Genomic DNA, 24,193 nt, shown 5'->3' on the forward strand with positions numbered 1-24,193 from the left:
ACACACAGCGATTTTAATCCTAAACAGTCACTTTTCCTTCTTGAATGGTCATTTTCTTACCAGCGAATGACAAACATCTCCTCAACGACACTCTTCACATGGTTAAAGATTTATTAGCAAAATAATTGTATGATTCTGGCATTATTAACGACTTGGAAGTTGGCACCTATCATGGCTTAAAAGCCATCCATACCTATTTATTTGAAGATATCTATGATTTTGCTGGCAAACTTCGCACAGTTAATTTGGCCAAGAGACACTTTCGATTTGCACCGGTTATGTATTTAAAGCTAGCTCTGGAGCCTATTGATGCCATGCCGCAAGCGACGCTTGCGGAAATCGTCGCAAAATATGTGGAAATGACTATCGCTCACCCATTTCGTGAGGGGAATGGCCGCAGCACACGTATATGGTTAGATTTAATCGTAAAAAAAGAATTGCAGAAGGTCATTGATTGAAATTTAATTGATAAAGAAGATTCTCTCTCTGTTATGGAAAGAAACGATCTTAACTAGGGAAGCTAGGCCTGTTTGATGTTTATTCACTGCGGTGACAGAGGCATCTATCAGGCTTGAGGATAACCTCTTCTCAACTTCTCTTTAACGTCTGAGAATCAGCGACTTTTCTCGTGCAAAAAAAGCTATCCAATTATCTGTTTTAAGATAATCGAACAGCCTTCTTTAATCCTATGAATGAGAAAGAACCGGCAATATCCGTCACTTCTCTTTAATTACCACATCTGTCACTAAAACAAGCGCTTCTTAATCATTGCAAACTCGTTCATCCCACCTTTAAATGCTTCTGGCCACCTCATAAGCGTCCCATATTGCGCTTTGAATTGTGCTGACATTCCGCTCATCACCGATTTGATAAATGTCATATGGCACGGAGGTTAATTGACTGGCTATTTCCACATTTGAGGTAAACCCAACTGCAAGGATAATGCTATCCGCTTTAATAAAGGTCGCCTCCTTGCTCTCATTATGACTGACAAATCCTCCATCAGCAGTGATATTAGTTAATTGATGGTTGGTCCAAATAGCCACTTGGCTTTCCAATAATAAGTCGCTGAGCATCAACTTGTTTGGATAAGGGACTGGGGCTCCTTTTGACAGCAATATTTCAGGAAGGTTTTCAACGATCGTAACGTTCTTATTTTCCCGACTATATTCCAGTGCAATCTCACAGCCTACTAAACCACCACCGATAATCAACACATTCTCACCAATTTTTTCTGGATTATTTAACGCCTCGATTGATGAATACACGATGGGTTCATCTACCCCTTGAATCGGTGGTGTTATAGATGTTGAGCCACTAGCTAGAATGACAGCATCGGGATTTATTTTTGCCAACGTATCAACCGTCGCTTTTTCCTCTAAATGAATCTCAACATCTAATTTGCCTAGCTCTTGTTGGTACCACTGATTAAGCGCTCCAACTTGCTGCTTAAACTGATGCGATCCCCCTGGTACTAGATGACCTCCCAGCTGATTCTTTTGTTCAAATAAAATAACCTTGTGTCCACGTAAAGTTGCTGATCTGGCCGCTTCCATCCCTGCTACCCCACCGCCAACAACCACAATCTGTTTGCTGTTAAAGTTAGGCTTTAAGGCGTAGCGCAACTCTCTGCTAGCAACAGGATTAACTGCACATGAAAAACCAACACCAGCAAATAAATGCCGATGAATGCAAGCAATATTACAAGAAATACACGGCCGAATAGCTTCAGCATCATTTCTCTGGAGTTTCCGCGGGTACTCTGGGTCAGCGATAGCGGCTCTCCCTATAACAATCCCATCTGTAATCCCATCTTTTACAGCTTGTTCAGCTTTTACAGGGTCATTCATGTGGCTACCTGTTAGTAATGGAATGTTAATGGCTTTCTTCACATCTTTGACAAAGTTAATCATATAACCTCGCTCTAAGTACATAGGCGGTGTTGCGTAATAATAAGACTCGTACATGCCAGTATCCACATTCAAAGCGTCATAACCGTAACTTTCTAATAGGCGACAAATTTCTATTCCTTCTTCGATTGTTCGACCATACTCCTCACTACCATCCAGTGAGGCCTTACCAGATTTTTTCAGATACGATTTAATACTAAACCGCATTGTGACGGGGAAATCTTGACCACAGGCTGCTTTGATTCCCTCAACGACTTCACGAGAAATACGTAAACGATTCTCAAGAGAGCCACCGTACTCATCCGTACGATGATTGCTGTTGGCCAGAGCAAACTGATCCAGTAAGTAGCCCCAGTGAATCGAGTGGACTTCAACCCCTGCAAAACCCGATTGTTGCATCAACTGTGCTGCTTTAACAGCATAATCAACTTTGAGCTTGATTTCCTCCTTAGTTAACGCCTCTGCCATGACACCTGGATGACCGAACACTTCTATTTTAGATGGCGCTTTCATATTTAAGTAATTTCGTCCAACCCCTAAGGTTATTTGAGCAAACATCTTAGCACCGTATACACTGATTCGTTCATTAAGTTCCATGGAAGACGCTCGAAACGCCACTGGATGATTCAGCGGACTGTCGACTTTTAGCAGTGGATCCGTGGGATTTGCATCCACTTCTAAGTCCGAAAAGTACGCCCCAGTGTATAGCAGGCCAAAGCCACCACGAGCTCGCTCCACAAAGTATTCCATCGAATCAGGAGTGTGGGCCCCTGTGGCGTCCATCGTATGACTATTGCCCATCGGAGCTAAGCAGTAGCGATTTTTGATGGTTTCACTGCCAATTTTGAAAGGTGTAAAGGAATGTCTAAAATCTGTCATCATCTTATTACCTCCTATATGTTTTCTTTATTATACCTAACTAGGTACAGAAGGGTCATTGATGGATAGATAGAAAAAAGAACGACTCAATTGTGCATCGTGCCCAATGCTCCGTTCACTCACAATCCTTTATTTCAAATAATAAATGTTCATCAATAACAATACTTTTACTTGAGGGTCGTTAAAATTGAGCCCACTTATTTCAGAAATTTTGGCTAAGCGATAGGTCATCGTATTTCGATGAATAAAGAGCTCTTTAGCTGTTTCACTGATACTAAAAAAATTTAACACATAATGCTTCAATGTGTCGTAGTAAGGCGTGCCATTTTGGTGATCAAAATGACTTATTTTAGCTAATGAACTGTGATAAAAATTTTCTGAAAATACATGTTCCATCCGTTCAAGTAAAATTGGCAACATTACGTCTTCGTAAAAAATAGGCCCTGCTTGTTGCCTTTTTTCAGCATAGGCTACTGTATCATCCGCTTGTCTTTTAACCATCATGATGGTTAGCAAGTCGCTAAATAATTCACTTGCTCCATAGTATAACTGATTCTCTTCTAACATGTGAAAAATAGGCAATAGCTCTTCTTTGCTCTCTATGCGCGTGACTAGTAGATATACACGATTTTGTAAAGCGATAGACAGGATCTGAGCAGGCCCTTGATCAACCGTCAGGTTAAGTTTAACTAATAATTGTTTTAGGCTGGTTTCAGTCGAATTGGGTTGAATAACAGCAATCAAGCCATATCGCCCTCCGATATCCACATCTGCTAACTTTCCCCATTGTTCAATATCTGGTGTGGTCACTAAACGTCCTTCCAACAAATTTTTTAGAAATAAATTTGTTGCTGGGTTTACCGTGAAATTTCCAGTCGATCTTTTTCTAAATTCAATGGCGATTGCCAACGAAATCGACAATACCAGTTCCTGTTCTTCTGCTGAATACACTTGATCTTTTCTCCAAAAAATAACTAAATATCCTACAACAGACTGGTTTATTCTAATCGGCGAAATGATTCGCGGCTCGTGATTAGATACCTGTGATTCGCTAAAAAAAGCGGTGTTAGCTTCAAATGATTGAGACATCAACTCTGAATCCATGACTTCCCTTAAGTACTCTGGTGAAGCGATTTGTTGTTCTAAAAACATATTCCAACCAGCGTCATTGATTGGGCTATTGGGAAACTGGGCCAGAAGCACATAATCAATTGTACAAACTAACACAGGCATTTGGTAATATTTAGAAACACATTCCACTATTTTCACAAGAGAATCTGCCTCATCACTTCCAGTCAATTCTAGCATCGCTTCAATTAGAACGGTTCTTTTCATGACCTACGCACCTTTCTACTTGCCTTACACAAGTTAAAACTATCACAAATCCAACCTAACTTTTATTTACAAGAGACACCTCATTTATCATAATTGGTCCAACTTATCAGACAATGTTAGGAGCGCTCTTATTCAGGACTTAGGAGGCTCCTTTTAAAGCTCCTTTTAAAGCTTCTTTAAATTTATTATAGTCTATTTATTTAAGAAAAGAAATGTGGGCCAGCTCAACTTATAATTAACACCTTTCCGATTTTCCCTCTTACGAATGCTTAGAAAGGATTTAAACTCGTTTTAGATACTGCTCTTCACCCAAAGGACACAGAGTGCTTTTAGCACTCTGAAAAAGTTACCCGACTGCCCTTTTTTCTCGTAATTTTTTTATATATCGACCTAACGTAGCCAGTGAAACGCCGTGTTGTCTAGCAATTTCCGCCTTGGGATGCCCACCGGACAGCCAACTTTCATAGTCCCCTAAACTCAATTTTTCCAAGTCCTGTCTAGGAATAGTCAGTTGTTCAAGTAATCTGGCAAGCCGTTGAACCTCTGCCACTTTCTTAGGATTTATTTCCCACTGCTCATCGCTCATAATCAGCAACATCTGTTGCCGCCATGCCTTTTTATGTGTCATTTTCATGCCCTCTCTTCCATTTCTGTCATCTAGTGAACTTAAAAAAAGTCAGCACCGAATTAACAGCTACTGACTTTTATCACGTGAGGAGGGTTACTTTTGTTGTTTAGAGTAAGGCTGAGAATGCAACATCCAAGGGATGCCATACTGATCAGTAAAAGCCCCCATCTTGCCACCCCAGAACTGTGGTTCATAAGGCATGCTGACCGTCACTGTTTTAGATTCAACAAGCCGTTGATAAAAAGCCTCTGCTTCAATAACAGCTTCTGGATCTTCACTGTTAATGTCCAACATGATCGATATCTGATTGCCAGATGTCATCTCATACCCAAAACAATCTGAACAAAATAGCTCTGTGCCTAAAATGCTGAAACTAGCATGAATTGTCGCCTTGTCCAACTCACTGGCTGTCAGCTTAAAAGCTGCTGCTTGCTCAACTTGAGGGGTAACGCGCTGAATATTCGTTGCACCAAAGACTCGTCCATAATAGTCAAGTGCTTCTTTTGAATTGTTAAACGTTAAGTACGGGTATAATTTTGCCATGTTAGAACCTCTTTTCATTATTGGTAGATTGATTATACAATACAGAACATACGTTCGTCAACTAACATTTTTAGCTGTATAGTTCCCATTAAATAATCATCCTTTACCGTTAAACGTTTAGCCAGAAAAAAGCTGAAAGTGCCACTCTTGGCGGATGATTATGCGAATTATCCAAGGGAACTATCTGTTTGATTAGTTAACATGATATATATACCTCTTTTTCCTTCGTTTTGATTGTGTCTCCTGTTAAACTTTGAGGTTAACAAACAAAAAAATGACAGAATTATGATACAATAAAGGGTGACAACTGGCGCTTTATGCCACGAAAAGGAGGCGAAATAATCTCATGAAACAGATTCAAATGGTCACATTGACCAAGTATCAGGATACGACCAACTACAAGTTGATTGAAGAAGGTATTTATCAAACTCTTTTTTCAAATGAACTCGTCCTTAAAGGCTATTACGTCATAACACTGTCCTTTGAACTGGAAAAAGAATTGGGTGAATGGGACGATCGGCAATACCCTTTAGAAGACCTCTTGGATCAGTACTACGGCTTTATTTCAGCGGTTATCCAAGACGAGCTTGCCAATCCGGTCTTGATCATTGAGATATCGACAGCCGAAGGATTGGCAGATATCAAGCAATTTAAGGCATTAGTCGGTAAACACGTTTACAATCAGACCATCATAACTGACCAGACAGAGTATAGCAAGCTTATCATCGAATAGCTTACTATGACGAAGAGATAGGCAGTTCCATCAAAAGAAAAGAGGCAGCTAATTGTATACATTGAAATCAAACAGAGAAATCGAGAAAATGGCGGAGTCAGGTGCTTTACTGGCAAATGTCCACAAAGAATTGCGATCATTTATTAAACCGGGTGTAACCAGTTGGCAAATTGAAACTTTTGCTCGCGATTACATTGAACGTCATGGAGGGGTTGCTGCCCAAATTGGCTTTGAAGGCTACGAGTATGCGACTTGCTGTAGCATTAACGATGAAATTTGTCACGGATTTCCCAGAAAAAAGAAACTCCAAGACGGTGATTTGATTAAGGTGGACATGTGTGTCAGTTTGAATGGGGCTATTTCTGATTCCTGTTGGTCCTATGCCGTAGGGGACGTCCCTGAAGAACCCCATCGGTTAATGGCCGTAACTAAAAAAGCGTTGTATCTAGGCATTGAACAAGCGCAAATCGGTAAACGTGTCGGAGATATTGGACATGCTATTCAAACCTATGTCGAGGCAGAAGGCTATGGGGTTGTTCGCGATTTTATCGCTCACGGCATCGGCCCTACCATTCATGAAGAACCGTTTTTTGCTCATTATGGCGAGCCGAATAAAGGGATTCGATTGAAAGAAGGCATGACCATTACGATCGAGCCAATGGTTAATATCGGCTCTTGGAGAATGCAGATGGAAGCCAATGGCTGGACAGCCCGAACACTGGATGGCAGTCTGAGTTGTCAATACGAACATAGTATTGCAATTACTCAAAATGGACCAATTATTTTGACTTCACAAGGAGAAGAAGGCACTTATTAATGGATCGCAAAACGAGCAAACCATACGAATAGAGGGATCTCAATGAATTACTTTTGCTCTTGGGGCTTGACACTGAGAATCATCAATTAACAAGTAGAAAGGGGAGGATACCAACTAACAATAGAAAGCAGGAAAAGACATGTTAACCTCAAAAACAGCTGTACCGAAGGACTATTCAGCCATTCTAAGAATCTGGGAAAGATCTGTTTTAGCCACTCATCCCTTTTTATTAGACGAGGATGTTGTTTTTTATCAACAGATGATTCCAACCTTTTTAGATCAGGTGGAGTTACGCCTTTGGTTTGATGGGCCACAGCTTGTGGGCTTTAGTGGAAATACTGGACAAGAATTGGAGATGTTGTTTCTGGAGCCAACTTTTATTGGCAGTGGTTATGGTCATCACATTCTAAACTGGTTAATTGAGAATCAAGGCATTAAGCAGGTCGATGTGAATGAACAAAATGTTAAAGCACTGTCCTTTTACCAACATCACGGCTTTAAAGTCGCTTCAAGAAGTGACACAGATGGTTTTAATAAACCCTATCCGATTCTCCATTTAAAAAAGTAACCTAATTTCCACCACTGACCCGCTCCTTGTCAAAAGCGAGAGAGTCAGTGGTGGTAAATAATTGATGATGGTTTTCGGTACGATTTAAAAAGATAACGTTTTCTCGCGAGTTAAAGGCCAACCTAATTCAAGCTTGGTCTTTTAGTAAAAAAAAGGAGCACTGATGATGAACCAGTTTAAACATGATATTGAGGCAATAATGTCTCATCAAACAGACAATGGCTTTGATTTATGGACAACGCCTGATCTTAAGTTATTAAAAGGAGCCCCCTTCACAACGTTGGAAAGTCCTCTCTATCTGCTTGAGCTTGGCTTGCCATTATCAGATCCACTGTTTGCAAAGGTGGCAGACCTGATTTTTTCGACTTGGAGGAAAGATGGTCGGTTTAAAATTAGTCCAGCTGGTGCTATTTACCCTTGCCATGTGGCATTGGCCCTCAAGACACTCTGTTACTTAGGCCATTCCTCTGATGAGCGCTTGCAGCACTCCTTGGCTTTCTTGATAAACATCCAGGAGGTTGATGGCGGCTGGAAGTGCCACAAATATAGTTTTGGTCGCGGGGAAGAAACCACTTATTCAACGCCTAATACCACCCTTATTATACTAGATTGTTTACGTTTTTTTGAATTTCCCGAAAAAGAGGCCGTTACCCGTAAGGCAATTGAGTTCCTGCTTCACCACTGGGAAATCAAACGGCCAATTAGCCCTTGTCATTATGGGATTGGCACGTTATTCATGCAAACTGAGTATCCATTTCGAGGATATAATCTCTTTTATTATGTATATGTGCTCTCTTTTTATCAAACAGCTCTTCAGGATCAACGATTTACAGATGCCTATCAACGGCTTGCTGAAAAATCCGTAGATGGCAAGCTAATCGTTGAACGAGTGGTTCCTAAACTAGGGAAGCTCTCTTTTTGCAAGAAAGGGGAACCTAGTCAGTTGGCCACTCAAAAATTTAACGATATCAACGACAACCTCATGAGAAGTGATCGTGCCAATCATAAAAATTTGGATTAGCGTCTTGACTCTTCCTTTAGGGAAGCCGCTATACTGGAATCATATCACCGACAGAGAGGAAGACAAGAGGATGACTCATTTAGCCAAAATCAGAGAGGTTTCTAGCACCTATAATGTCACTGCCCGTACCTTGCGTTATTACGAAGATATGGGACTGCTGACGAGCATTCGCAATGAGGATGTGGCGTATCGCATGTATGATGAAAAAGCTGTTAGGAGAATTGAACAAATCTTAATTTTACGAAAATTAAACATTAGCATCAAAGACATTCAACGGATTTTTAGTGCCGCTGGTTCTGAGGTAGTCTTAGATGTATTGGGTAAAAAAGTCGCAACAATTGATGATGAAGTGGCCTTGTTGTTTGAGTTGAAAGAGATCGTTCTGGATTTCATCCAAGAGATTGAACAATTAAATTTTGCGGATACTTCAGATATTAAACAGCTCTATAGCAAAGCAAAAGATATTGAAACCCAGATTGTGAATGTTGACTACATCGGCAAACCTACTAATATTAACCGCTTAATTGAAGTAACCGATCAATTAGATAAAAAAATTCCCGACGTCATGGTCGTGAGAGTCCCAGCATTTAAAGCTCTGACCTCTGGAGAACATACTTGGGAAGCGATTTTTAAAGAAGGAGGTTATATGTTTCAATTATGGCAGCATTACCACTCATTTAAAACGGTTATTTTTGATTGCCTGGATTTCACATTGGTCAAGAATGATGAAGAAGGGGAAATGATTTGTGCTGTTAATGATGAAGTAAGTGATGCAGATGTCAATCCTCTTAAGTTGATTGACTTTCCTGGCGGTTTGTACGCCATGGCGGTCAGCATTGACGAAGACGATGAAAGCATCCGAAAAGTTCAAGACAAAATTTGCCAATGGATCGAGAGAACAAATTTTGAATTAGATGAAAGCCGTTGTTTTATGTTCAACATGCCTTATTTGGATGAAGATAATCAGCACCAACAAGACATCGAAAAAGGCCTTGGGTACCGACAAATGCAACGATACTTACCGATTAAACTGAAAGATGCTCAGTAGTTTTGTTTACTTTTTTGATTAAGCTAAAAAAAGTGGTATGACATAAAAAGATAATCAATCAAAGAGCCCCCTCTCCAATTGATTATCTTTTTGGCTTCATTCTAATTGGTCTCTCGCAAGCGAGTTACCAAGCTTTTCTTTTGTGTTTCTTTAAAGCAGATCATCGGAATTTGATAGGCCAGGCATAACATCAACGGGATGATGACTAAAAAAGGCGCTAAAGAGAAGTGATAAGCAGCTACCCACGAATCAGAGACGCTATTGGCCACCCAGCTATTAGCGACGACAATCGATAACAGCAAGCTTAGGACAATCGCTTTTGATCCATAAGTTAAGCCTTCGTGAATCAACATCTCCTTAAGCTGTTTTTTAGTCATCCCGATACTCTCCAGGACAGCAAATTCGCGTTTTCGGGTGATGATTGCCGTCAACATGGCATTCACAAAGTTCAATATGCCGATCACTGCCATAATAATCCCCAACGTATACCCAAGAATGACTTGTGCCAGCACTTGTGACTGAAAACGCGCCTGAAAACTTTCTTGAGAACTAACGTGATAGTCTGGATAGGATTGACTTAATTCTTTTTGCAGTTTCTTTCTTGTTGAGGTATTTTTAGTATTAGCAAAGGTACTAATTCGCTTGCCCTCAGGAAAGTCTTGCTTAAAATTAGCAGCGGAAATCATGTAGTGAATATCTAAACCATTACTCTCAGAGACAAACGCACTTCTGCCGATGTCCAAGAGGGTCGCTTTAGGTTCCATGACTGCCATTAGCTCATAGGACTTGCCTGCCAGTTCAATCTGATCGCCGACGTCATAATGAAGACTGCCTTCACCGTTATCAGCTAAGGCAAAGGCGATCACATAATTGCCTTTTTGGAACTGTTCTGCAGCTAGCTCCCCAAAAAAGATCTTTCCCATTGAAGCCGTAAACTGATCGGCACCAAAGATCCCCACATCGGTCCTACCTGTCGCTTTTAGTTGATCGTATTGTGTCATGGCTGCCTCTGTACTTTCCAACCATGAACGAGGCCCTTCCTGTTGATAATAATTGAGAAGACGCGTCTTAACATCCGAATTCAACACCGCGGATTGTTCCGTGTAATAAACATCCCCCCCAGTGACAACGCCTTTAAGGTTCATATCCACCAGTGATTTGGGAAGTGCTTGTTGATTATCTGTGACTTGCATCGCTAAATCACTGCCGATAAAGGCGTCAACGTAAGCGTCCTGATCAAAACTGTTTTGATAGACATAAAAAGTATTCATTAAGGTGAAGCCAAGGGTAATCGATAGAATCACGCGGAAATTAAGCTTTTTATTGCGCTCTAAGTTATTTTTTGCCATGATTTTGGGGGTTAAGGTCTTCGTCGATTTTTTGGCTGATGCTTGCTGTTTAGTTTCATCCGTCACATAGGCCAAGGCCTGCATTGGCGAGACTTTGCCAGCTAGTTTGGCAGGTTTATTGGTGGCGATTAAAACGGTCAAAATTGCGAAAAGAGCGGCACCAATAAAAATCAAGGGATTTAACGATAACACATGTTTCGCTTCAAATGAGACTAAGACCAGTGGTACCACCACCATGCTAATAACAAAGCCTGCCACCAAGCCTAAAGGAATCCCTTTGCGGCAAAGACTGATGCCTTGCTGACGAATCAAGCGCCCTATTTGCGTTTTCGTCGTGCCGATGGTTTTTAATAACCCATAATACTGAATATCTTGCGTCACTGAAGCCTCAAAAATATTGGAGATAATTAAGTAACCACTGACTAAAATAGACAGGATAACCATGATAGCAATCAACAGTCCTTGAGTGCTTGATGAGGCAGCAATGCCTAGTTGAGCTAAACTGTCCAACATCGAAAAGCCAATTGAAAAAACAGTGGTAAACATCATGGTGGTTAAGGCGATAGCTAAAATTGCCACGACGTTTCGCGAAGCCTTCCCTTGATTGCCTCGTCTGGCTAACAACTTAATAACAGAGCGGTTATCGTTCCGATTCATTTTACCACTCTCCTTTTACAGCATGAGAAAGTGGGGCCTTTCGTTGTTTAATGATCCCATCTTCAATTCGCACAATCCGATCCGTCATTTGTGCCAACTCGTCATTATGGGTAATCATGACAATCGTTTGGCCAAATCGTTGGGCACTTAACTTCAATAAGCCCATGACGTCAAAACTGGTTTTACTGTCCAAATTTCCCGTAGGTTCATCGGCGAGGATAATCGCCGGTTTGGTTGCTAAGGCTCGTCCTAAGGCCACCCGCTGTTGCTGACCTCCTGATAAAGCTCCTGGCAGATTTTCTTCCTTTCCTTCCAAGTGCAGTAGGTGAATAATTTCCTTAATATAGGCTTTATCATACTTGGCACCGTCTAGCTGCAAAGGTAAGACAATATTTTCAAAGACATTTAAAGTTGGCACTAAGTTAAAATGTTGGAAAACGAAGCCAATATTGCGGCGCCGAAAAACGGTTAATTTATCATCTGACAATTGTGATAAGTCTATGCCGTCCACAATTACTTGACCCGCTGTGGGGTAATCCAGTCCTCCCATCATATTCAACAGCGTTGATTTCCCACTTCCCGATGTTCCCACAATTGAGACAAACTCGCCTTGCTCCACCCTCAAGCTAATGCCGTCTAATGCTTTGGTGAGATTTCCTTCCTTGCCATAGTGTTTCGTTAGATTGATTGTCTGTAATATGCTCATATCATTTCCTCTTTTCTTTTTGTGATACCCCTAGCATAAACAGCAAATATCACAGAAATCTCACCAAATTAATGATTCGGCAAAAACACGTCTAAGGTCGTACCTGCGCCTACTTCGGAAGTCATCCTTAAATAGCCTCCTTGTTGCTGAATGATTTGATTGGTTAAAAAAAGACCAATCCCAACCCCTTCAATCTGACTAACACTTGGCGAACGATAAAAGCGTTGAAAAACTTGAGCCTGTTCGTCCTCTGAAATTCCCATTCCTGTATCGGTAATAGAAATACGCGTGTAGAGTTCCAAGGGCTGACAGACAATCTGGATGGTTCCTCCTACCGGTGTATATTTCACTGCATTGTCCAACAGATTAAAAAAAGCCTCTGCTGTCCACTTAGGATCATGCTTAACGATGACTTCAGGACACTCAACATGAATCTCAATCGAGCGTTTTTCCGCCTGAACCCCAATGTCGCTGATCGCTTGTCCAAGGGTTCCTAGCAACAGTTGTTCACTGGGCTGGACGACAACAGCGCCAGTTTCTAATTGTGATGCTTTTAACATACCTTGAACCAATTCTGCCAGTTTATTCACTTGCCCCGTCAATTGCCTCTGCATCTCTTGGCGGTTGTTTTCAGCTAGCGGTTGCTCCAAAAGGGTGTCGTTCAGCATTTTAATATTGGCAATCGGTGTCTTAACCTGATGGGAAATATCGGCTATTAGCTGTTGAATTTGTTGGTGTTGTTGCTGACTGGCGGTTTGTTGAGCCACCAGCATTTCCGAGAGCCGTTTAAGCTTTAAGAAAACCTTGCTTGTTAAGGTTTCATCGTTTAGCTCAGCATCGATTTTATTGCCATTTGTAAGATTATCAATTTGAGCGTCAATTTGGCCAATAATTTTCACAAGTTGACGTCGTGTGTAATAAATCCCCCCTACTGACATCATCATCATTCCTAAACCAATGCCTAGCCAAATAACCTGATTCATGTCTTTTCACCTACCCACATATAACCTAACCCATACACCGTTTTAATGTAAACATGGTCCTGGTCTTCAATTTTTTTCCGCAACCGGCTAATGCCCATGGTCAACGCATGCTCATCCACATAGTCTCCTTCATCGTCCCATAAGGTTTGCAGCAATTGTTGACGGGTCAGGACCGCTCGACGATTCTCGATAAAAAGCTGCAATGTGCGAAACTCCAAAGCAGATAAACTGACTAACTGCCCCCCACAACTGACCGTCATCCCAGTTAAATCCACGTCTAAATAACCATCTGAGTAACGCTGATTTTTTTGTGGCAGTAACCGCTTAAACAAGACATCGATTTTCCTCAAAAAAACCGCAATTGAAAATGGTTTGGTAATGTAATCATCGGCTCCGACATCATATCCTTGAATGCTATCAGCTTCCATATCATTAGCTGTAAGGAAGACAACTGGTTTATCACTGGTTTTGCGAACCTCACGACAGAGACTAAAGCCATTTCCATCTGGTAAATTAACATCCAAAATAAATAAATCATAGTCATCATGACAAAGAGCCATTCCTTCTTGAAAGGTATAAGCACAGGTCACTGCCCAATCTTTTTGCTCTAAATTATAGGTAAGGGTGGCAGAAAGGGTTCGATCATCTTCCACTAAAAGTATCTTATAAGTTGTTTTCATGACTTAATTGTACCATGAGGCAAATGTTACCGTAAAGCAAGCACAGGTAAGTTTAAACCTGACCATTCTTGCCAGAAAATGCGAGGTTTTCAGCTCACTTATGAGTTACACTGGACAAAACAACTGAAACGGAGTGACACCTATGGACTATCGAATTGAACATTTAGACACCTTTAAACTAATGGGGTACCACATTCGCTCAACCAATTCATTTATGAAGGGAATGCGCGATTGCCCAGCTTTCTGGAAAAAAATGATCAAAGAAAACAAACCAGAAAGCTTGTTGCCTTTTATGAGTCGGCAACCATTTGGTTTAATTGGAGCAAGTGTCTATAATGTTGACGAAACTGACAGCCAAAAGTTTGATTATTATATTGCTGTCGCAACAAATTCTGAGACACCAGCAAACTTAACAGACTATCTAGTTCCTGCTATGACTTGGGCAGTTTTTCCTTGTACACTAAAAACCAATCGCCAAACACAACGAAACATTGTTCGAAAGTGGGCACCAAAATCAGACTACCAGCTTTTAAACTCTGGTTATCAAACTGGAAAAATGCTATCAGTTGCACCTGATTTAGAAGTTTACGGCTCAGGGGATGAGGTGGAAATCTGGGCGCCAGTTGCAAAGAAAGAGGTGATTGTTTCCTAACTTAAAATCGTGATATACTCATTATTATGAACCTAGGAGATGATAGAATGGCAGTCAGTGAATGGTACCAACCAAAAGAAGGCCGCGCTGAACATTTAGTCTATTTGAACAGTAAAGCCAAAGAATTGGAAAAAATGCTAAACAAAGAAAAAAAGATGCTTATCCGCGGAGCCGCTGGCAGAAAATCCCCCTTAGGCGGCAGAGCTAAAATAGATGACATTGTCTATTTTGTTGAAACTGGGGGCGATATGATGGTCACTCACCGTGGCATCATCACAAATGTCATTGAAACGGAAAAGATGACGCCTGATGAGTCTGTCACGTTTGTCAATACTTACGAAAAAGAACTTAACCTGTCAAAAGACCAGTATAAACGCTGGGCTGGTAAAAAGTTTTTAGCGGTTTTTGAGATTGATAAACTGGAAGCCATTGAGCCTTTTAAATACCGTCGTGAAAAAAATATGGACGACTGGATCATCACAGAATCAATCGATGACATTAAATAGACCTAAAAACATCCTGTTAGATCTGACAGGATGTTTTTGGGATGCTCAAAATCATAACAACTCGTACAAGCATTATGCCTTAACTTTTTCAATATGCTCCTTATCTCATCTTCCGATTTACAAAATGGGCCAACCGTTCCAAAGCCTCTTTTGCCTCGGGAATCTTATCACCGCTACTTTGAAAGACATGCCACATATCCGGACAGATATCGAGCTCTACTGCGACGTCTGCTTGGTTAAGTCGCTGTTCAAACCGAGTGGCGTCACTCAACAAAAGTTCTGAACTGCCTACTTGAATAAAGGTGGGGGGAAAGTTAGTCACGTCTCCATATAAGGGGGAAATCAACGGATCTTCCACAGGCTTCTGACCACGATAATCCTCGACACAGTTTGCTAAATCCGCCAGTGAAACCCGATGGTCTGCCTTTTGATTGGTCAGCATGGTTTCCCCAGTAAAACAGTTGTCTAATTGAGGCGACAACAAATACACAGTCTTAGGCAAGTCAATCTGTTGCGCCTTAAGATACAGCAATGTGCTACACAATAAGCTAGCCCCTGATGAGTCACCACCAAATACCATCATTTCAGGGGAATATGTCTTTAGTAATGTCTGATAGACCTTGACAGTATCTACTAAAGCTGCCGGAAAGGGGTGCTCAGGCGCCAGTGAATAGTTGTGAATAAAGACGGGAATTCCCGTATGACGACTGATCAGCCCTCCTAATTTCCGGTGAGTAATTGCTGATCCCTGATTTAGTCCTCCTCCGTGAAAATGCAGAATCAGCTGGTCTTTAGCCCTCTGAGGCATTGCCTTCAGGCTAATCCGCTCACCTGTCACCTCAGCAATAGTCTGTTCCTGACAGATTAAATCGGCGGGGAAACGGACCTCTTTTGCACTGTCTTCCCATTCCTTTCGCTGGTTTTCAAGTGGCTCTGTTAACGCGTAATGACCATTTTTTTCTCGATCAATTAACATTTTATTAATCGCTGTTTGTGCTTCGCTACTTAACATCGTACTACCTCTTTTCTCAAAAATGCCTGTCATTAGTTTACAATAATAATTTGTTGAGTAGATATCTCAAGCTTTCAAGGGATTTTTCAGTCGCCGGCTTTTCGATAAACGCCTGTTGAAAGTAAAGTCCTTCCACATAAACAGCTAAAAACGCCGTTATGTTGATAATCTCTTCTTCCTTAACTAGCTCAGTTTGCTGGAAAAACCCCTGGAGTTGTTCGTCAATTTGCTTGTAGACAATCTCACTGATTTCATTATGATGCGTTCCTTTTTCGACATAGGTTAAATAATCATAGGTAGCAGGAATCAACGTTTCATGTATGTTAGCCAGTCTTTTAGTCAAAAAAACTAAATAGTCTTCAATGATCGCAGACTTGCTAATGGCGTTAAAAATCCGCTGATAATCTTCCTGATCGGCTGACATTTCTTCTTCTTTTAGCTTTAAAAAAATATCTGAGGTGTTGCTATAATAAGAATAGACTGCGCCAAAACTCAACTCTGACGCAGTGACGATATCCTTCATCGTCACTGCCCGAAAACCTTTTTCCAAAAATAATTTTTTGGCACTCCTTCTAATTTTCCGACGCATGTTCTCCTTGTGTTCTTCTGTCACTTTGGGCATCTTAGTCGACTCCTTTTTCCAAGGCATTTTCAATTGATTTTAAAATAACACGGCTGCTGTTGGTAGCGCCACTGACAGTGTCAACATCTGTACTTTGAGCAACAAGGACTTCCGCTACCACACCTTCTCCCTTTTCACCTCGATCTTTCACATGTTTAACTAACTCAATAGTTGTGATTTGCTGATCTTTTACATCCACCTTAACAGTGGCTTGCACAAAAATAGCATTAACTCCTCCTGTGTACTGACCATCTGCCACGTCTTTCAGACTTGGATGAGTCAGTTCAATATTTTTGACTTTCGTTTGATAGATTAGATAAGCACCACCATACAGACCTGCGCCAATCACACCTAGCGCTACCATTACGATTACAATTTTTTTCTTCATGTTGTGTCTCCTCTCGTATTAAAACGAGAGATGTCTCGTTTTTAAAAGTATAGCACTAAGTTATCGTCGCCTTCATCAGACTCGAGACTGATTTTAAGTAATTGTCACTAATAGCTGGATTCCTTATTAGCCAAATCAACTTATCTACGATAACCTTGATTCGCCTTAAACGAAAAAAGGACTTTACATAAAAAAGCTTTCATGATATTCTAACTTTAGGAAAACGATTACCCAAGGAGGTCACCAAATGAAAAAAAGTCTGTCTATTAAAGAAATTGCCGCCTTGTCAGGCGTCTCAGTGGCCACCGTCTCCCGTGTTTTAAATGATAATGGGCGTTTTTCTGAAGAAACCAGACAAAAAGTGTTAAAAGTCATTAAGGAAAATAATTACCAGGTTAATTCCATTGCCCAAACTTTGCGTAGTCAGCGTTCTACGACGATTGGAATGATCGTACCTGATATCAAAAATGGGTTTTTCGCTAATTTAATCAATCAAATTGAAGCCACCCTCTTTACTCGTGGTTATTCAACTATTATTTGTACAACAGATAAGGACTCGGCTAAGGAAACGGCCTATCTAAAAGCGTTGGATGCCAAACTAGTCGATGGACTAATTTGTATCTCTGGGCAAGAATATCTTGATCTAAGTGTGATGTCTCGGCGAATCCCCTTAGTCTGTATTGACCGTAACCCTAATGTTAAGGGCGAAGTTGGTTTTGTCCAGTCTGACAACTTAACTGGCGGGACAGTTGCAAGTCAACATTTGATTTCAGAGGGCTGCCAACAAATCGCCATTGTCAGCAAGAGTGATGGTCCTTCCTCCATTCAAAAAAGGGTGGAAGGTGCTGTTAATGAAATAAATCAACATCCCAATGTCAATTATCAGCTGTTACTATCTGATAGAAAAGACTTATCAAATTATGCTCGCGGTGTTGACATCGCCAAAGAGCTAGTCAAACAAACGCAGCCAGTGGATGGGGTGTTTGCCACAAATGATTGGTTGGCTTGGGGCATTATTCAAGGCCTAAAAGATCACGGCGTCCATGTGCCAACTCAGGTAAAGGTAGTGGGTTATGACAATGATGATATCTGTGAAATCCTGCAACCAAGCTTAACTACTATTTCACAGAACATTCCTGAACTAGCTGAAGAGGCCGCCAACTTGCTGCTAAAAATGATCCACATAGATAATGGTAATGACGGGGTTATTGAGAAAAAGAGAGTGCCAGTCGAGCTGATTGTCAGAGATTCGGCCTAGCTTTTTCTTTTAAGGGTTGAGTAATCGATTACTCAACTTGTTATAAAAACTAAAAATGAGTTAGATGAGTTACTCTTTGAGTAATCGTTTACTCAAAAGGAAGAAGGAAAACAGAATGGTATTAATGATTTGTCCCTCCCTAATGTGTGCTGATTTTGGCAACTTAGAGCAAGAAGTCAAACTATTAGAGGCGGCGGGAAGTGATATTTTCCATGTTGATATTATGGATGGGCGTTTTGTCCCTAACTTTGGAATGGGATTACAAGATTTTGACGTGATTCGCAAGACAACCACTAAACTGGTCGATGTTCATTTGATGATCGAGCAACCTGGCGATTATGTGGCCTTTTTCGCTGATAAAGGAGCAGACATTATTTATTTCCACCCAGAAGCTGACACACATCCAACGCGAACGATTGACAAGATTAGGCAAAAAAAGAAAGGCGTGGGAATTGCGATCAACCCAGGAACCTCTATTGAAGTAGTGCGAGAGTTATTGCCGCTGATTGATTATTTAATGGTCATGACGGTCAACCCAGGCTTTGCTGGCCAGTCCTATCTTGCCTCGGTAACCGATAAGCTTAGACGGTTAACAGAGATAAAACACCAACACAACTGGACCTTTCATCTGATGGTGGATGGGGCGATTTCAGAAGAAAAAATAAGAGAATTGAACCCTTTGGGTGTTGAAGGATTTGTCTTAGGAACATCGACCCTTTTTAACCAAGCAGAGGCGTACGCTGAAATTATTCAGCGTTTGAAAAAATAAAAAACGAGGAGAGACTATTTTGAAAATTGCCATTGGAAATGACCACGTGGGATTAACCTTAATTCCAACCATTACTGACTACTTAAAAACAAAGGGACACACGGTTACCCATATTGGGGCCTATTCAGCAGAGAGGGCGAATTACCCAACCTACGGTAAGGAGGTGGCTCTGAAAGTCGCCTCTCAGGAAGTTGACTGCGGTATTTTAATTTGTGGCACAGGTGTCGGGATCTCATTAGCTGCTAACAAAGTCCCTGGGATACGCGCCGTCGTATGCAGCGAGCCTTACACGGCCAAATTGTCAAAAGAACATAATAACACAAATATTCTAGCATTCGGCTCACGGGTTATTGGACCTGATATGGCCATCATGATTGTTGAAAATTGGTTAGCCGCAACATTTGAAGGTGGCCGACACGGCGATCGTCTCCAGATGATTAGTCAGATCGAAAAAGATTACCGGTAATAAAAAAGCTGAAGGAGGTATTCCCACGATTCTCATTTTCAACGACTAAAAGATTAAAAACCATGAACGTGGGTAGCTCCCAATGCTAGCGTCACATTATCTGATAAAAAGCATCAACAACTTTTTGGTTTATTTAAAAGGAGGAAACATCATGACTTACGAAGAACTCATACTATTTATTTTAGAACACCTTGGTGGGAGAGAAAATATTAATCAGTCCACTCATTGCGCTACTCGCCTTAGATTTCAATTAAAAGATAAAAGCTTAGCAGATACTGCTGCTTTGGAAAACCACGATGGCATTCTTTCTGTCATGGATAGCGGTGGCCAATATCAGATTATCATCGGGACACATGTTGATAAGGTCTACCGTGAGCTGGAAACTATTTTAGGGGCATCCGTAAACTCAAGCATCAGCTTAGAAGACCAACAGACTAAAGCTCAGCTAAAAAGTAAAAATCCTATTGCTGGTTTTTTTAATGTAATTTCAGGCATCTTCACGCCCCTTTTACCAGCCCTTGCTGGATCGGGAATTTTAAGAGGATTATTGATGTTAGCGGAGCAATTCGGCTTAATTTCAGTTGATTCTGGCACCTACGGAATTCTCTCAGCCGCGTCACTTGCTGTTTTCTATTTTTTGCCAATTGAACTAGCCTTTACAGCGGCTCGCAAATTTGGAGCCAACCCTTATATTGCAATGGTGATTGGCGGTGCTTTGATGCACCCAGATTTCACTCATTTGATGGGCGATATTGGTAACGGTGCCACGACAACTTTTTTAGGGATCCCCGTCGTGTTAATGAACTATGGTTCAACTGTGATTCCAATTATTCTAGCTATTTGGATTTACTCTTATCTGGAACGCTTCTTGGAAAAATGGATTCCCACAGCCCTTCAATTAATTTTTGTTCCGTTAATCGGTTTAATTTTAATCGTTCCCTTAACCGTGATTGTTTTCGGCCCATTCGGAGTCTACGCTGGCGAATGGATTGCTGGAACGATTAACCGGTTGATCCAATCCAACGGTTTGATCGCTGGGGCACTAATTGGTGGCATTTGGAATGTCTTTGTGGTTTTTGGCTTACAGTGGGCAGTTAATCCCATTATGATCAGTAATATCAGCACGATAGGCTTTGATAAAATTGTCCCCCTAACAGCAGCCGCTAACTTTGGGCAAGCTGGCGCGACCTTTGGTGTTATCTTAAAGACTAAAAATCCCAAAATGCGTTCCTTTGCCACCTCAGCGCTATTATCGATTTTCTTTGCAGGTATTACTGAGCCGGCAATTTACGGCGTTGGGATAAAATTAAAGAAACCGTTTATCGCTTCCATCATAGGTGGAGCTGCTGGCGGTGCTTATATGGGGGCTAATCAGGTCATCGCCAATGCCTTTGTTTTTGGCGGTTTGACGACAATTCCCGCATTTATCGGCCCAACATTAGCCCACTATCTCATTGGGCTAGCTATTTGCTTTACGGTATCAGCGATAGCCACTTATCTTATGGGATTCGAGGAGGACGTAATTTAATAGCATGGTCATTTAAACACAATCAGATCTTGGGTTAAAGGATATTTTATGCTAGTATAAACGTATACTCTACGTAAATCTGCTTCTCTTGTTAGCAACGGCAATCATCTCATTGTCAGGATGAAACAGATTTTCTGTAGAAAAAACAATTGAAAGGGTGATCTCACATGACAATGATGAAGCCAATGTATACACACAACAACTGGAGGGATGCAAACAAGTAACTCTCCATCTATTAGGAGGAGAACCATTGAGTATCGAAATTAAACCAATAGATTTACACTTTTTTGATTTTTTTGTTGAGTTAGCTCTGGATAACTACTATCTAGAAAGAACGTCAGTTGGCGCTTTGCAAGCAAACGTTGAGCGGTCTTACTTTGTTAATAACCTTAAGTCCTTACTTACTGACGGCACAGGCTGTATGGCTCTAGAAAATGGCAAGATCGTCGGATATTTAGCTTTCAGCTGCATTGACGTCAATCATACTGGAGAGAAAGAAGCGACATCACCACTATACGGTTATGGTATCCGACACGTGGAGCGTGGCAAAGTTATTGGGAAGCTCTTTACAAGCTTAGCTGCCAACTTGTGCGAGCACTATGTCCAACACTTGAACATCAATGTCTATGCCCATGATTCAGAGGTTTTATGGACCTATATTGCAAGCTCTTTTGCAATGGACACAACAGATGTCGTAAGAGATGTGCATTCATCGATACATGCTGAGCCACTTGACTATGTTTTTAGAGAAGTCGACAAACAGGAATTGCTGGCCTATCAGGATACGATCATTGAATTGTATCGACAATTAATCAATCATCTACGCTTGAGCCCAGTATTTTATCATTGTCAGGATTTCTTACCTATTGAAAATCGCTTTGACGATTTTCTTTCAGATACACTGAAAATTTTTGCCGTTTTTGATAAGGACAAACTCATCGGCATGATAAATGCTGAGCCTGTAGACAATGGTTTTGCCGCTTATGATGGTGACGCAATGAGCATGGGAGATGTCTTTATCGAGCCTCAATATCGTGGCAAAGGAATTGGTGAGGCATTACTGAAGTTTGCCAATGACGAGTTATTGAAAATTGGCGTAAAGCGCTTATTCGTCACACATGGAACAATCAATCCCACGGCTCGCGGTTTTTGGGACAACCATTTCGACAACTTTTCCTACGCTTTGACGCGCCAAATAGACACTGATATGTTGGGAAAGATCGCTCTTTTTTAGCTCCAAAGTGACACCGACATAAGATAAACTAAACGTGTGCCTCATGGAAACCAAGAGTAGCTGGTTTCCCATGGGACACACGTTTTTTGTAACTACGAACGGTGCCCGTAGTGTATGTTGGCTACCTTTCTTAATCCAAATAGACCAGTCTTTATAGTGGCAATACCATATTCTCATATGCTAAAGGATCTAGGTTTGTTACGGTAATTCCCAACAGGCGGATCCCTTGTTCCAACTCACCTAACTCTTCCCAAATTAAGTTTGCCTGAAAAAAGATATCCTCTCCTTGATTAACATACTCTGGAAGCGTTCGTCGCCTTGTAATGGTTTCGTAATCCGTATTACGAACTTTCAAAACCACTGTCTTGCCGTGCTTTTGATGTTTTTTTAAAGACCGCGCCACGCTGTCTGCCAATTCACGCAACTGACTGACAACTTGTTCCTCGGTGATTAACGGTCTACCAAACGTATTTTCTCGGCCAATGGACTTACGAACTCGGTTAGGTTCAACTGGAGAATCGTGAATGCCACGGACTTTCCGATACAAAGAATACCCCATTTTGCCAAACTCTTGAATTAAACTCATTTCGTTTTGCTGGTATAAGTCATCCCCTGTAAAGATACCTAATTCATGCATTCGTGGGACTGTTTTTTTCCCGACGCCATGAAATTTTTCAATCGGCAAACTTCGCAAAAAATCTTCTGCATCTTCTGGCAAAATGACTGTTAACCCTCGAGGTTTTTGAAAATCTGACGCTAATTTAGCAATAAACTTATTGTAGCTGACTCCTGCAGAACAGGTTAAATGCAACTCTTGCCAAATATCCAATTGAATCATCCGAGCAATACGAATGGCACTTTTACCGGCTATTTTATTCTCCGTCACATCTAAATAGGCTTCATCAGAGGCCACAGGCTCAATCACATCGGTATACCGATGAAAAATTTGATGAATCTGAGCGGAAATTTCCTGATAGTGAGCCATATTCCCTTGGACAAAGTTAGCGTCAGGACAGAGTTCATAAGCCTTTTGCGCACTCATGGCTGAATGAATGCCGAATTTTCGAGCTTCATAATTAGCAGTTGTCACCACCCCTTTGCCCCCTGTGTCTCGTGGATGGCGAGCAATGACCAACGGTTTCCCTACTAATTCTGGATGATCTCGTTCTTCGACCGAGGCATAAAATGCGTCCATGTCTAAATGAATGATTTTTCGTGATGTATCTTTTTTTAAAGGAAACCGCATTTCCGTTGTCATTGACTCACCTCCTGTTCCTCTTTATTATACTCGAACAAACGTTCCTTTGGCAACTCAAGAACTTTGCTGATGTCCAACATCTTGTTTTGTTATTTATAATAAACAAAAAGACCTACATTAAGTTTTAAGTTCTTACTCCTATCGTTATAATAAACATAAAAACAAGATTAACCTACATAACCCCCTTTACGAACAAGCGGAGTTGTGATATTCTTAACTAGCTATCGATAGAACCTCTTACACTAAAACATTCTATATATGCATCCCCATAATTTATTGGTAGCAAACAGATAGACAATCATTCGCTTGCTTGTCTGTTTACTTAAAAGTTCATTTAACGATATCAATAAAACCGTTCATAAAAAGGCCCACCTAAAACCTCTGATCTTAAGTCAGGTATTTTAGGTGGGCCTTTACACTTAGGCAACTTTTAGGTAAACAACATTTTTAGGTCTTATCTAATATCCAAGATACTGGCAATTTTAGTGGTCATCAAATCGATTTATTTACAAATTTTATAGGTATACATGATCGTCTCTCTCACGCTACACATTAGCTTTTTGAGTTTAAATCGTGTATACCATATTATAGTTATATAAATAAAACGGGGCATTCAATGGGGCAATATTACCATTGTAAAATA

24 protein-coding genes and 1 pseudogene are annotated in these 24,193 nt (G+C 41.0%); 13 read left to right on the forward strand and 12 right to left on the reverse strand.

From position 1 onward, the window contains the following. Positions 1-125: 125 nt before the first annotated feature. Positions 126-455: pseudogene (locus I6N95_RS04800) on the forward strand (Fic/DOC family protein); the annotation flags it as partial. A gap of 336 nt (positions 456-791) precedes the next feature. Here I6N95_RS04800 and I6N95_RS04805 read toward each other — a convergent pair. The 4 genes from I6N95_RS04805 to I6N95_RS04820 form a co-directional block, all read right to left on the reverse strand. Continuing rightward, positions 792-2,789 (reverse strand): oxidoreductase, encoded by a 1,998-nt coding sequence (locus I6N95_RS04805; RefSeq protein ID WP_209525220.1) that lies wholly within the window; start codon positions 2,787-2,789, stop codon positions 792-794. Between the two features lie 129 nt (positions 2,790-2,918). After that, positions 2,919-4,124 carry a PucR family transcriptional regulator gene (locus I6N95_RS04810; protein ID WP_209525221.1) on the reverse strand — a complete coding sequence of 402 codons (1,206 nt, stop codon included), beginning with the start codon at positions 4,122-4,124 and terminating at the stop codon, positions 2,919-2,921. Positions 4,125-4,470: 346 nt separating this feature from the next. Beyond that, positions 4,471-4,752, reverse strand: coding sequence for a helix-turn-helix domain-containing protein (locus tag I6N95_RS04815; protein ID WP_209525222.1), 282 nt, complete (start codon positions 4,750-4,752; stop codon positions 4,471-4,473). Between the two features lie 93 nt (positions 4,753-4,845). Continuing rightward, positions 4,846-5,295 (reverse strand): VOC family protein, encoded by a 450-nt coding sequence (locus I6N95_RS04820; protein ID WP_209525223.1) that lies wholly within the window; start codon positions 5,293-5,295, stop codon positions 4,846-4,848. Between the two features lie 346 nt (positions 5,296-5,641). Between I6N95_RS04820 and I6N95_RS04825 the strand changes: the two genes are divergently transcribed. The 5 genes from I6N95_RS04825 to I6N95_RS04845 all read left to right on the forward strand — a co-directional run bounded on the left by I6N95_RS04825 (position 5,642) and on the right by I6N95_RS04845 (position 9,482). Next, positions 5,642-6,028 carry a hypothetical protein gene (locus I6N95_RS04825; protein ID WP_209525224.1) on the forward strand — a complete coding sequence of 129 codons (387 nt, stop codon included), beginning with the start codon at positions 5,642-5,644 and terminating at the stop codon, positions 6,026-6,028. 52 nt (positions 6,029-6,080) lie between these two features. After that, entirely contained in the window at positions 6,081-6,845 is a 765-nt protein-coding gene (map, locus tag I6N95_RS04830; RefSeq protein WP_209525225.1) for a type I methionyl aminopeptidase, read from the forward strand. Between the two features lie 139 nt (positions 6,846-6,984). Continuing rightward, the gene (locus I6N95_RS04835) at positions 6,985-7,413 is read left to right on the forward strand and encodes a GNAT family N-acetyltransferase (RefSeq protein ID WP_209525226.1); all 429 of its coding nucleotides are present in this window, start codon (positions 6,985-6,987) and stop codon (positions 7,411-7,413) included. Positions 7,414-7,576: 163 nt separating this feature from the next. Next, positions 7,577-8,434 (forward strand): prenyltransferase/squalene oxidase repeat-containing protein, encoded by an 858-nt coding sequence (locus tag I6N95_RS04840; protein ID WP_430727524.1) that lies wholly within the window; start codon positions 7,577-7,579, stop codon positions 8,432-8,434. 70 nt (positions 8,435-8,504) lie between these two features. Continuing rightward, entirely contained in the window at positions 8,505-9,482 is a 978-nt protein-coding gene (locus I6N95_RS04845) for a MerR family transcriptional regulator (RefSeq protein WP_209525228.1), read from the forward strand. A 101-nt stretch (positions 9,483-9,583) separates the two neighbouring features. Here the strand turns inward: I6N95_RS04845 and I6N95_RS04850 are convergent, their stop codons facing one another. From I6N95_RS04850 to I6N95_RS04865, 4 genes are all read right to left on the reverse strand, one after another. Then, the gene (locus tag I6N95_RS04850; RefSeq protein ID WP_209525229.1) at positions 9,584-11,488 is read right to left on the reverse strand and encodes an ABC transporter permease; all 1,905 of its coding nucleotides are present in this window, start codon (positions 11,486-11,488) and stop codon (positions 9,584-9,586) included. A 1-nt stretch (position 11,489) separates the two neighbouring features. After that, complete coding sequence (locus I6N95_RS04855; RefSeq protein WP_209525230.1) at positions 11,490-12,194, reverse strand: ABC transporter ATP-binding protein; 705 nt, start codon at positions 12,192-12,194, stop codon at positions 11,490-11,492. A 68-nt stretch (positions 12,195-12,262) separates the two neighbouring features. Continuing rightward, on the reverse strand, positions 12,263-13,177 hold the full coding sequence (locus I6N95_RS04860) for a sensor histidine kinase (RefSeq protein WP_209525231.1): 915 nt from the start codon (positions 13,175-13,177) through the stop codon (positions 12,263-12,265). After that, a complete protein-coding gene (locus I6N95_RS04865; RefSeq protein ID WP_209525232.1) occupies positions 13,174-13,857 on the reverse strand; it encodes a response regulator transcription factor in 684 nt (227 codons plus the stop codon). The genes I6N95_RS04860 and I6N95_RS04865 overlap by 4 nt, the downstream gene beginning before the upstream one ends. Positions 13,858-13,999: 142 nt before the next feature. On the opposite strand from I6N95_RS04865, the gene I6N95_RS04870 reads away from it, so the two are divergent. Next, complete coding sequence (locus tag I6N95_RS04870; RefSeq protein ID WP_209525233.1) at positions 14,000-14,509, forward strand: GyrI-like domain-containing protein; 510 nt, start codon at positions 14,000-14,002, stop codon at positions 14,507-14,509. Positions 14,510-14,556: 47 nt separating this feature from the next. Further along, positions 14,557-15,015: a hypothetical protein gene (locus I6N95_RS04875; RefSeq protein WP_209525234.1), complete on the forward strand. Its 459-nt coding sequence runs from the start codon at positions 14,557-14,559 to the stop codon at positions 15,013-15,015. A 100-nt stretch (positions 15,016-15,115) separates the two neighbouring features. Here I6N95_RS04875 and I6N95_RS04880 read toward each other — a convergent pair whose 3' ends face one another. The 3 genes from I6N95_RS04880 to I6N95_RS04890 are packed head-to-tail and all read right to left on the reverse strand — an operon-like array spanning position 15,116 to position 17,037. Next, positions 15,116-16,027, reverse strand: coding sequence for an alpha/beta hydrolase (locus I6N95_RS04880; RefSeq protein ID WP_209525235.1), 912 nt, complete (start codon positions 16,025-16,027; stop codon positions 15,116-15,118). Between the two features lie 37 nt (positions 16,028-16,064). After that, a complete protein-coding gene (locus tag I6N95_RS04885; protein ID WP_209525236.1) occupies positions 16,065-16,649 on the reverse strand; it encodes a TetR/AcrR family transcriptional regulator in 585 nt (194 codons plus the stop codon). Position 16,650: 1 nt separating this feature from the next. After that, positions 16,651-17,037: an FMN-binding protein gene (locus tag I6N95_RS04890; protein WP_209525237.1), complete on the reverse strand. Its 387-nt coding sequence runs from the start codon at positions 17,035-17,037 to the stop codon at positions 16,651-16,653. A 247-nt stretch (positions 17,038-17,284) separates the two neighbouring features. Between I6N95_RS04890 and I6N95_RS04895 the strand changes: the two genes are divergently transcribed. The 5 genes from I6N95_RS04895 (at position 17,285) to I6N95_RS04915 (ending at position 22,292) form a co-directional block, all read left to right on the forward strand. Continuing rightward, the gene (locus I6N95_RS04895) at positions 17,285-18,295 is read left to right on the forward strand and encodes a LacI family DNA-binding transcriptional regulator (RefSeq protein ID WP_209525238.1); all 1,011 of its coding nucleotides are present in this window, start codon (positions 17,285-17,287) and stop codon (positions 18,293-18,295) included. A 115-nt stretch (positions 18,296-18,410) separates the two neighbouring features. Then, complete coding sequence (gene rpe, locus I6N95_RS04900) at positions 18,411-19,064, forward strand: ribulose-phosphate 3-epimerase (protein ID WP_209525239.1); 654 nt, start codon at positions 18,411-18,413, stop codon at positions 19,062-19,064. Between the two features lie 19 nt (positions 19,065-19,083). Beyond that, positions 19,084-19,530 (forward strand): ribose 5-phosphate isomerase B, encoded by a 447-nt coding sequence (gene rpiB, locus I6N95_RS04905; protein WP_209525240.1) that lies wholly within the window; start codon positions 19,084-19,086, stop codon positions 19,528-19,530. A 151-nt stretch (positions 19,531-19,681) separates the two neighbouring features. Then, complete coding sequence (locus I6N95_RS04910) at positions 19,682-21,058, forward strand: PTS transporter subunit EIIC (protein WP_209525241.1); 1,377 nt, start codon at positions 19,682-19,684, stop codon at positions 21,056-21,058. 250 nt (positions 21,059-21,308) lie between these two features. Beyond that, positions 21,309-22,292, forward strand: coding sequence for a GNAT family N-acetyltransferase (locus I6N95_RS04915; protein WP_209525242.1), 984 nt, complete (start codon positions 21,309-21,311; stop codon positions 22,290-22,292). Positions 22,293-22,443: 151 nt separating this feature from the next. Here I6N95_RS04915 and dinB read toward each other — a convergent pair whose 3' ends face one another. Further along, positions 22,444-23,550, reverse strand: coding sequence for a DNA polymerase IV (gene dinB, locus I6N95_RS04920; protein ID WP_209525243.1), 1,107 nt, complete (start codon positions 23,548-23,550; stop codon positions 22,444-22,446). Between the last annotated feature and the right edge of the window lie 643 nt (positions 23,551-24,193).

It is taken from the genome of Vagococcus allomyrinae, from assembly GCF_017829975.1.
GTDB lineage: Bacteria > Bacillota > Bacilli > Lactobacillales > Vagococcaceae > Vagococcus_D > Vagococcus_D allomyrinae.

Bases quoted from the DNA above. Each gene is read 5' to 3' on its own strand.
- I6N95_RS04805 (WP_209525220.1), bottom strand. From the start codon at position 2,789: ATGACAGATTTTAGACATTCCTTTACACCTTTCAAAATTGGCAGTGAA.
- I6N95_RS04810 (WP_209525221.1), bottom strand. From the start codon at position 4,124: ATGAAAAGAACCGTTCTAATTGAAGCGATGCTAGAATTGACTGGAAGT.
- I6N95_RS04835 (WP_209525226.1), top strand. From the start codon at position 6,985: ATGTTAACCTCAAAAACAGCTGTACCGAAGGACTATTCAGCCATTCTA.
- I6N95_RS04825 (WP_209525224.1), top strand. From the start codon at position 5,642: ATGAAACAGATTCAAATGGTCACATTGACCAAGTATCAGGATACGACC.
- I6N95_RS04845 (WP_209525228.1), top strand. From the start codon at position 8,505: ATGACTCATTTAGCCAAAATCAGAGAGGTTTCTAGCACCTATAATGTC.
- I6N95_RS04855 (WP_209525230.1), bottom strand. From the start codon at position 12,194: ATGAGCATATTACAGACAATCAATCTAACGAAACACTATGGCAAGGAA.
- I6N95_RS04870 (WP_209525233.1), top strand. From the start codon at position 14,000: ATGGACTATCGAATTGAACATTTAGACACCTTTAAACTAATGGGGTAC.
- I6N95_RS04865 (WP_209525232.1), bottom strand. From the start codon at position 13,857: ATGAAAACAACTTATAAGATACTTTTAGTGGAAGATGATCGAACCCTT.
- I6N95_RS04850 (WP_209525229.1), bottom strand. From the start codon at position 11,488: ATGAATCGGAACGATAACCGCTCTGTTATTAAGTTGTTAGCCAGACGA.
- I6N95_RS04890 (WP_209525237.1), bottom strand. From the start codon at position 17,037: ATGAAGAAAAAAATTGTAATCGTAATGGTAGCGCTAGGTGTGATTGGC.
- I6N95_RS04820 (WP_209525223.1), bottom strand. From the start codon at position 5,295: ATGGCAAAATTATACCCGTACTTAACGTTTAACAATTCAAAAGAAGCA.
- I6N95_RS04860 (WP_209525231.1), bottom strand. From the start codon at position 13,177: ATGAATCAGGTTATTTGGCTAGGCATTGGTTTAGGAATGATGATGATG.
- I6N95_RS04885 (WP_209525236.1), bottom strand. From the start codon at position 16,649: ATGCCCAAAGTGACAGAAGAACACAAGGAGAACATGCGTCGGAAAATT.
- I6N95_RS04880 (WP_209525235.1), bottom strand. From the start codon at position 16,027: ATGTTAAGTAGCGAAGCACAAACAGCGATTAATAAAATGTTAATTGAT.
- I6N95_RS04895 (WP_209525238.1), top strand. From the start codon at position 17,285: ATGAAAAAAAGTCTGTCTATTAAAGAAATTGCCGCCTTGTCAGGCGTC.
- dinB (WP_209525243.1), bottom strand. From the start codon at position 23,550: ATGACAACGGAAATGCGGTTTCCTTTAAAAAAAGATACATCACGAAAA.
- I6N95_RS04875 (WP_209525234.1), top strand. From the start codon at position 14,557: ATGGCAGTCAGTGAATGGTACCAACCAAAAGAAGGCCGCGCTGAACAT.
- I6N95_RS04840 (WP_430727524.1), top strand. From the start codon at position 7,577: ATGATGAACCAGTTTAAACATGATATTGAGGCAATAATGTCTCATCAA.
- I6N95_RS04910 (WP_209525241.1), top strand. From the start codon at position 19,682: ATGACTTACGAAGAACTCATACTATTTATTTTAGAACACCTTGGTGGG.
- rpe (WP_209525239.1), top strand. From the start codon at position 18,411: ATGGTATTAATGATTTGTCCCTCCCTAATGTGTGCTGATTTTGGCAAC.
- I6N95_RS04815 (WP_209525222.1), bottom strand. From the start codon at position 4,752: ATGACACATAAAAAGGCATGGCGGCAACAGATGTTGCTGATTATGAGC.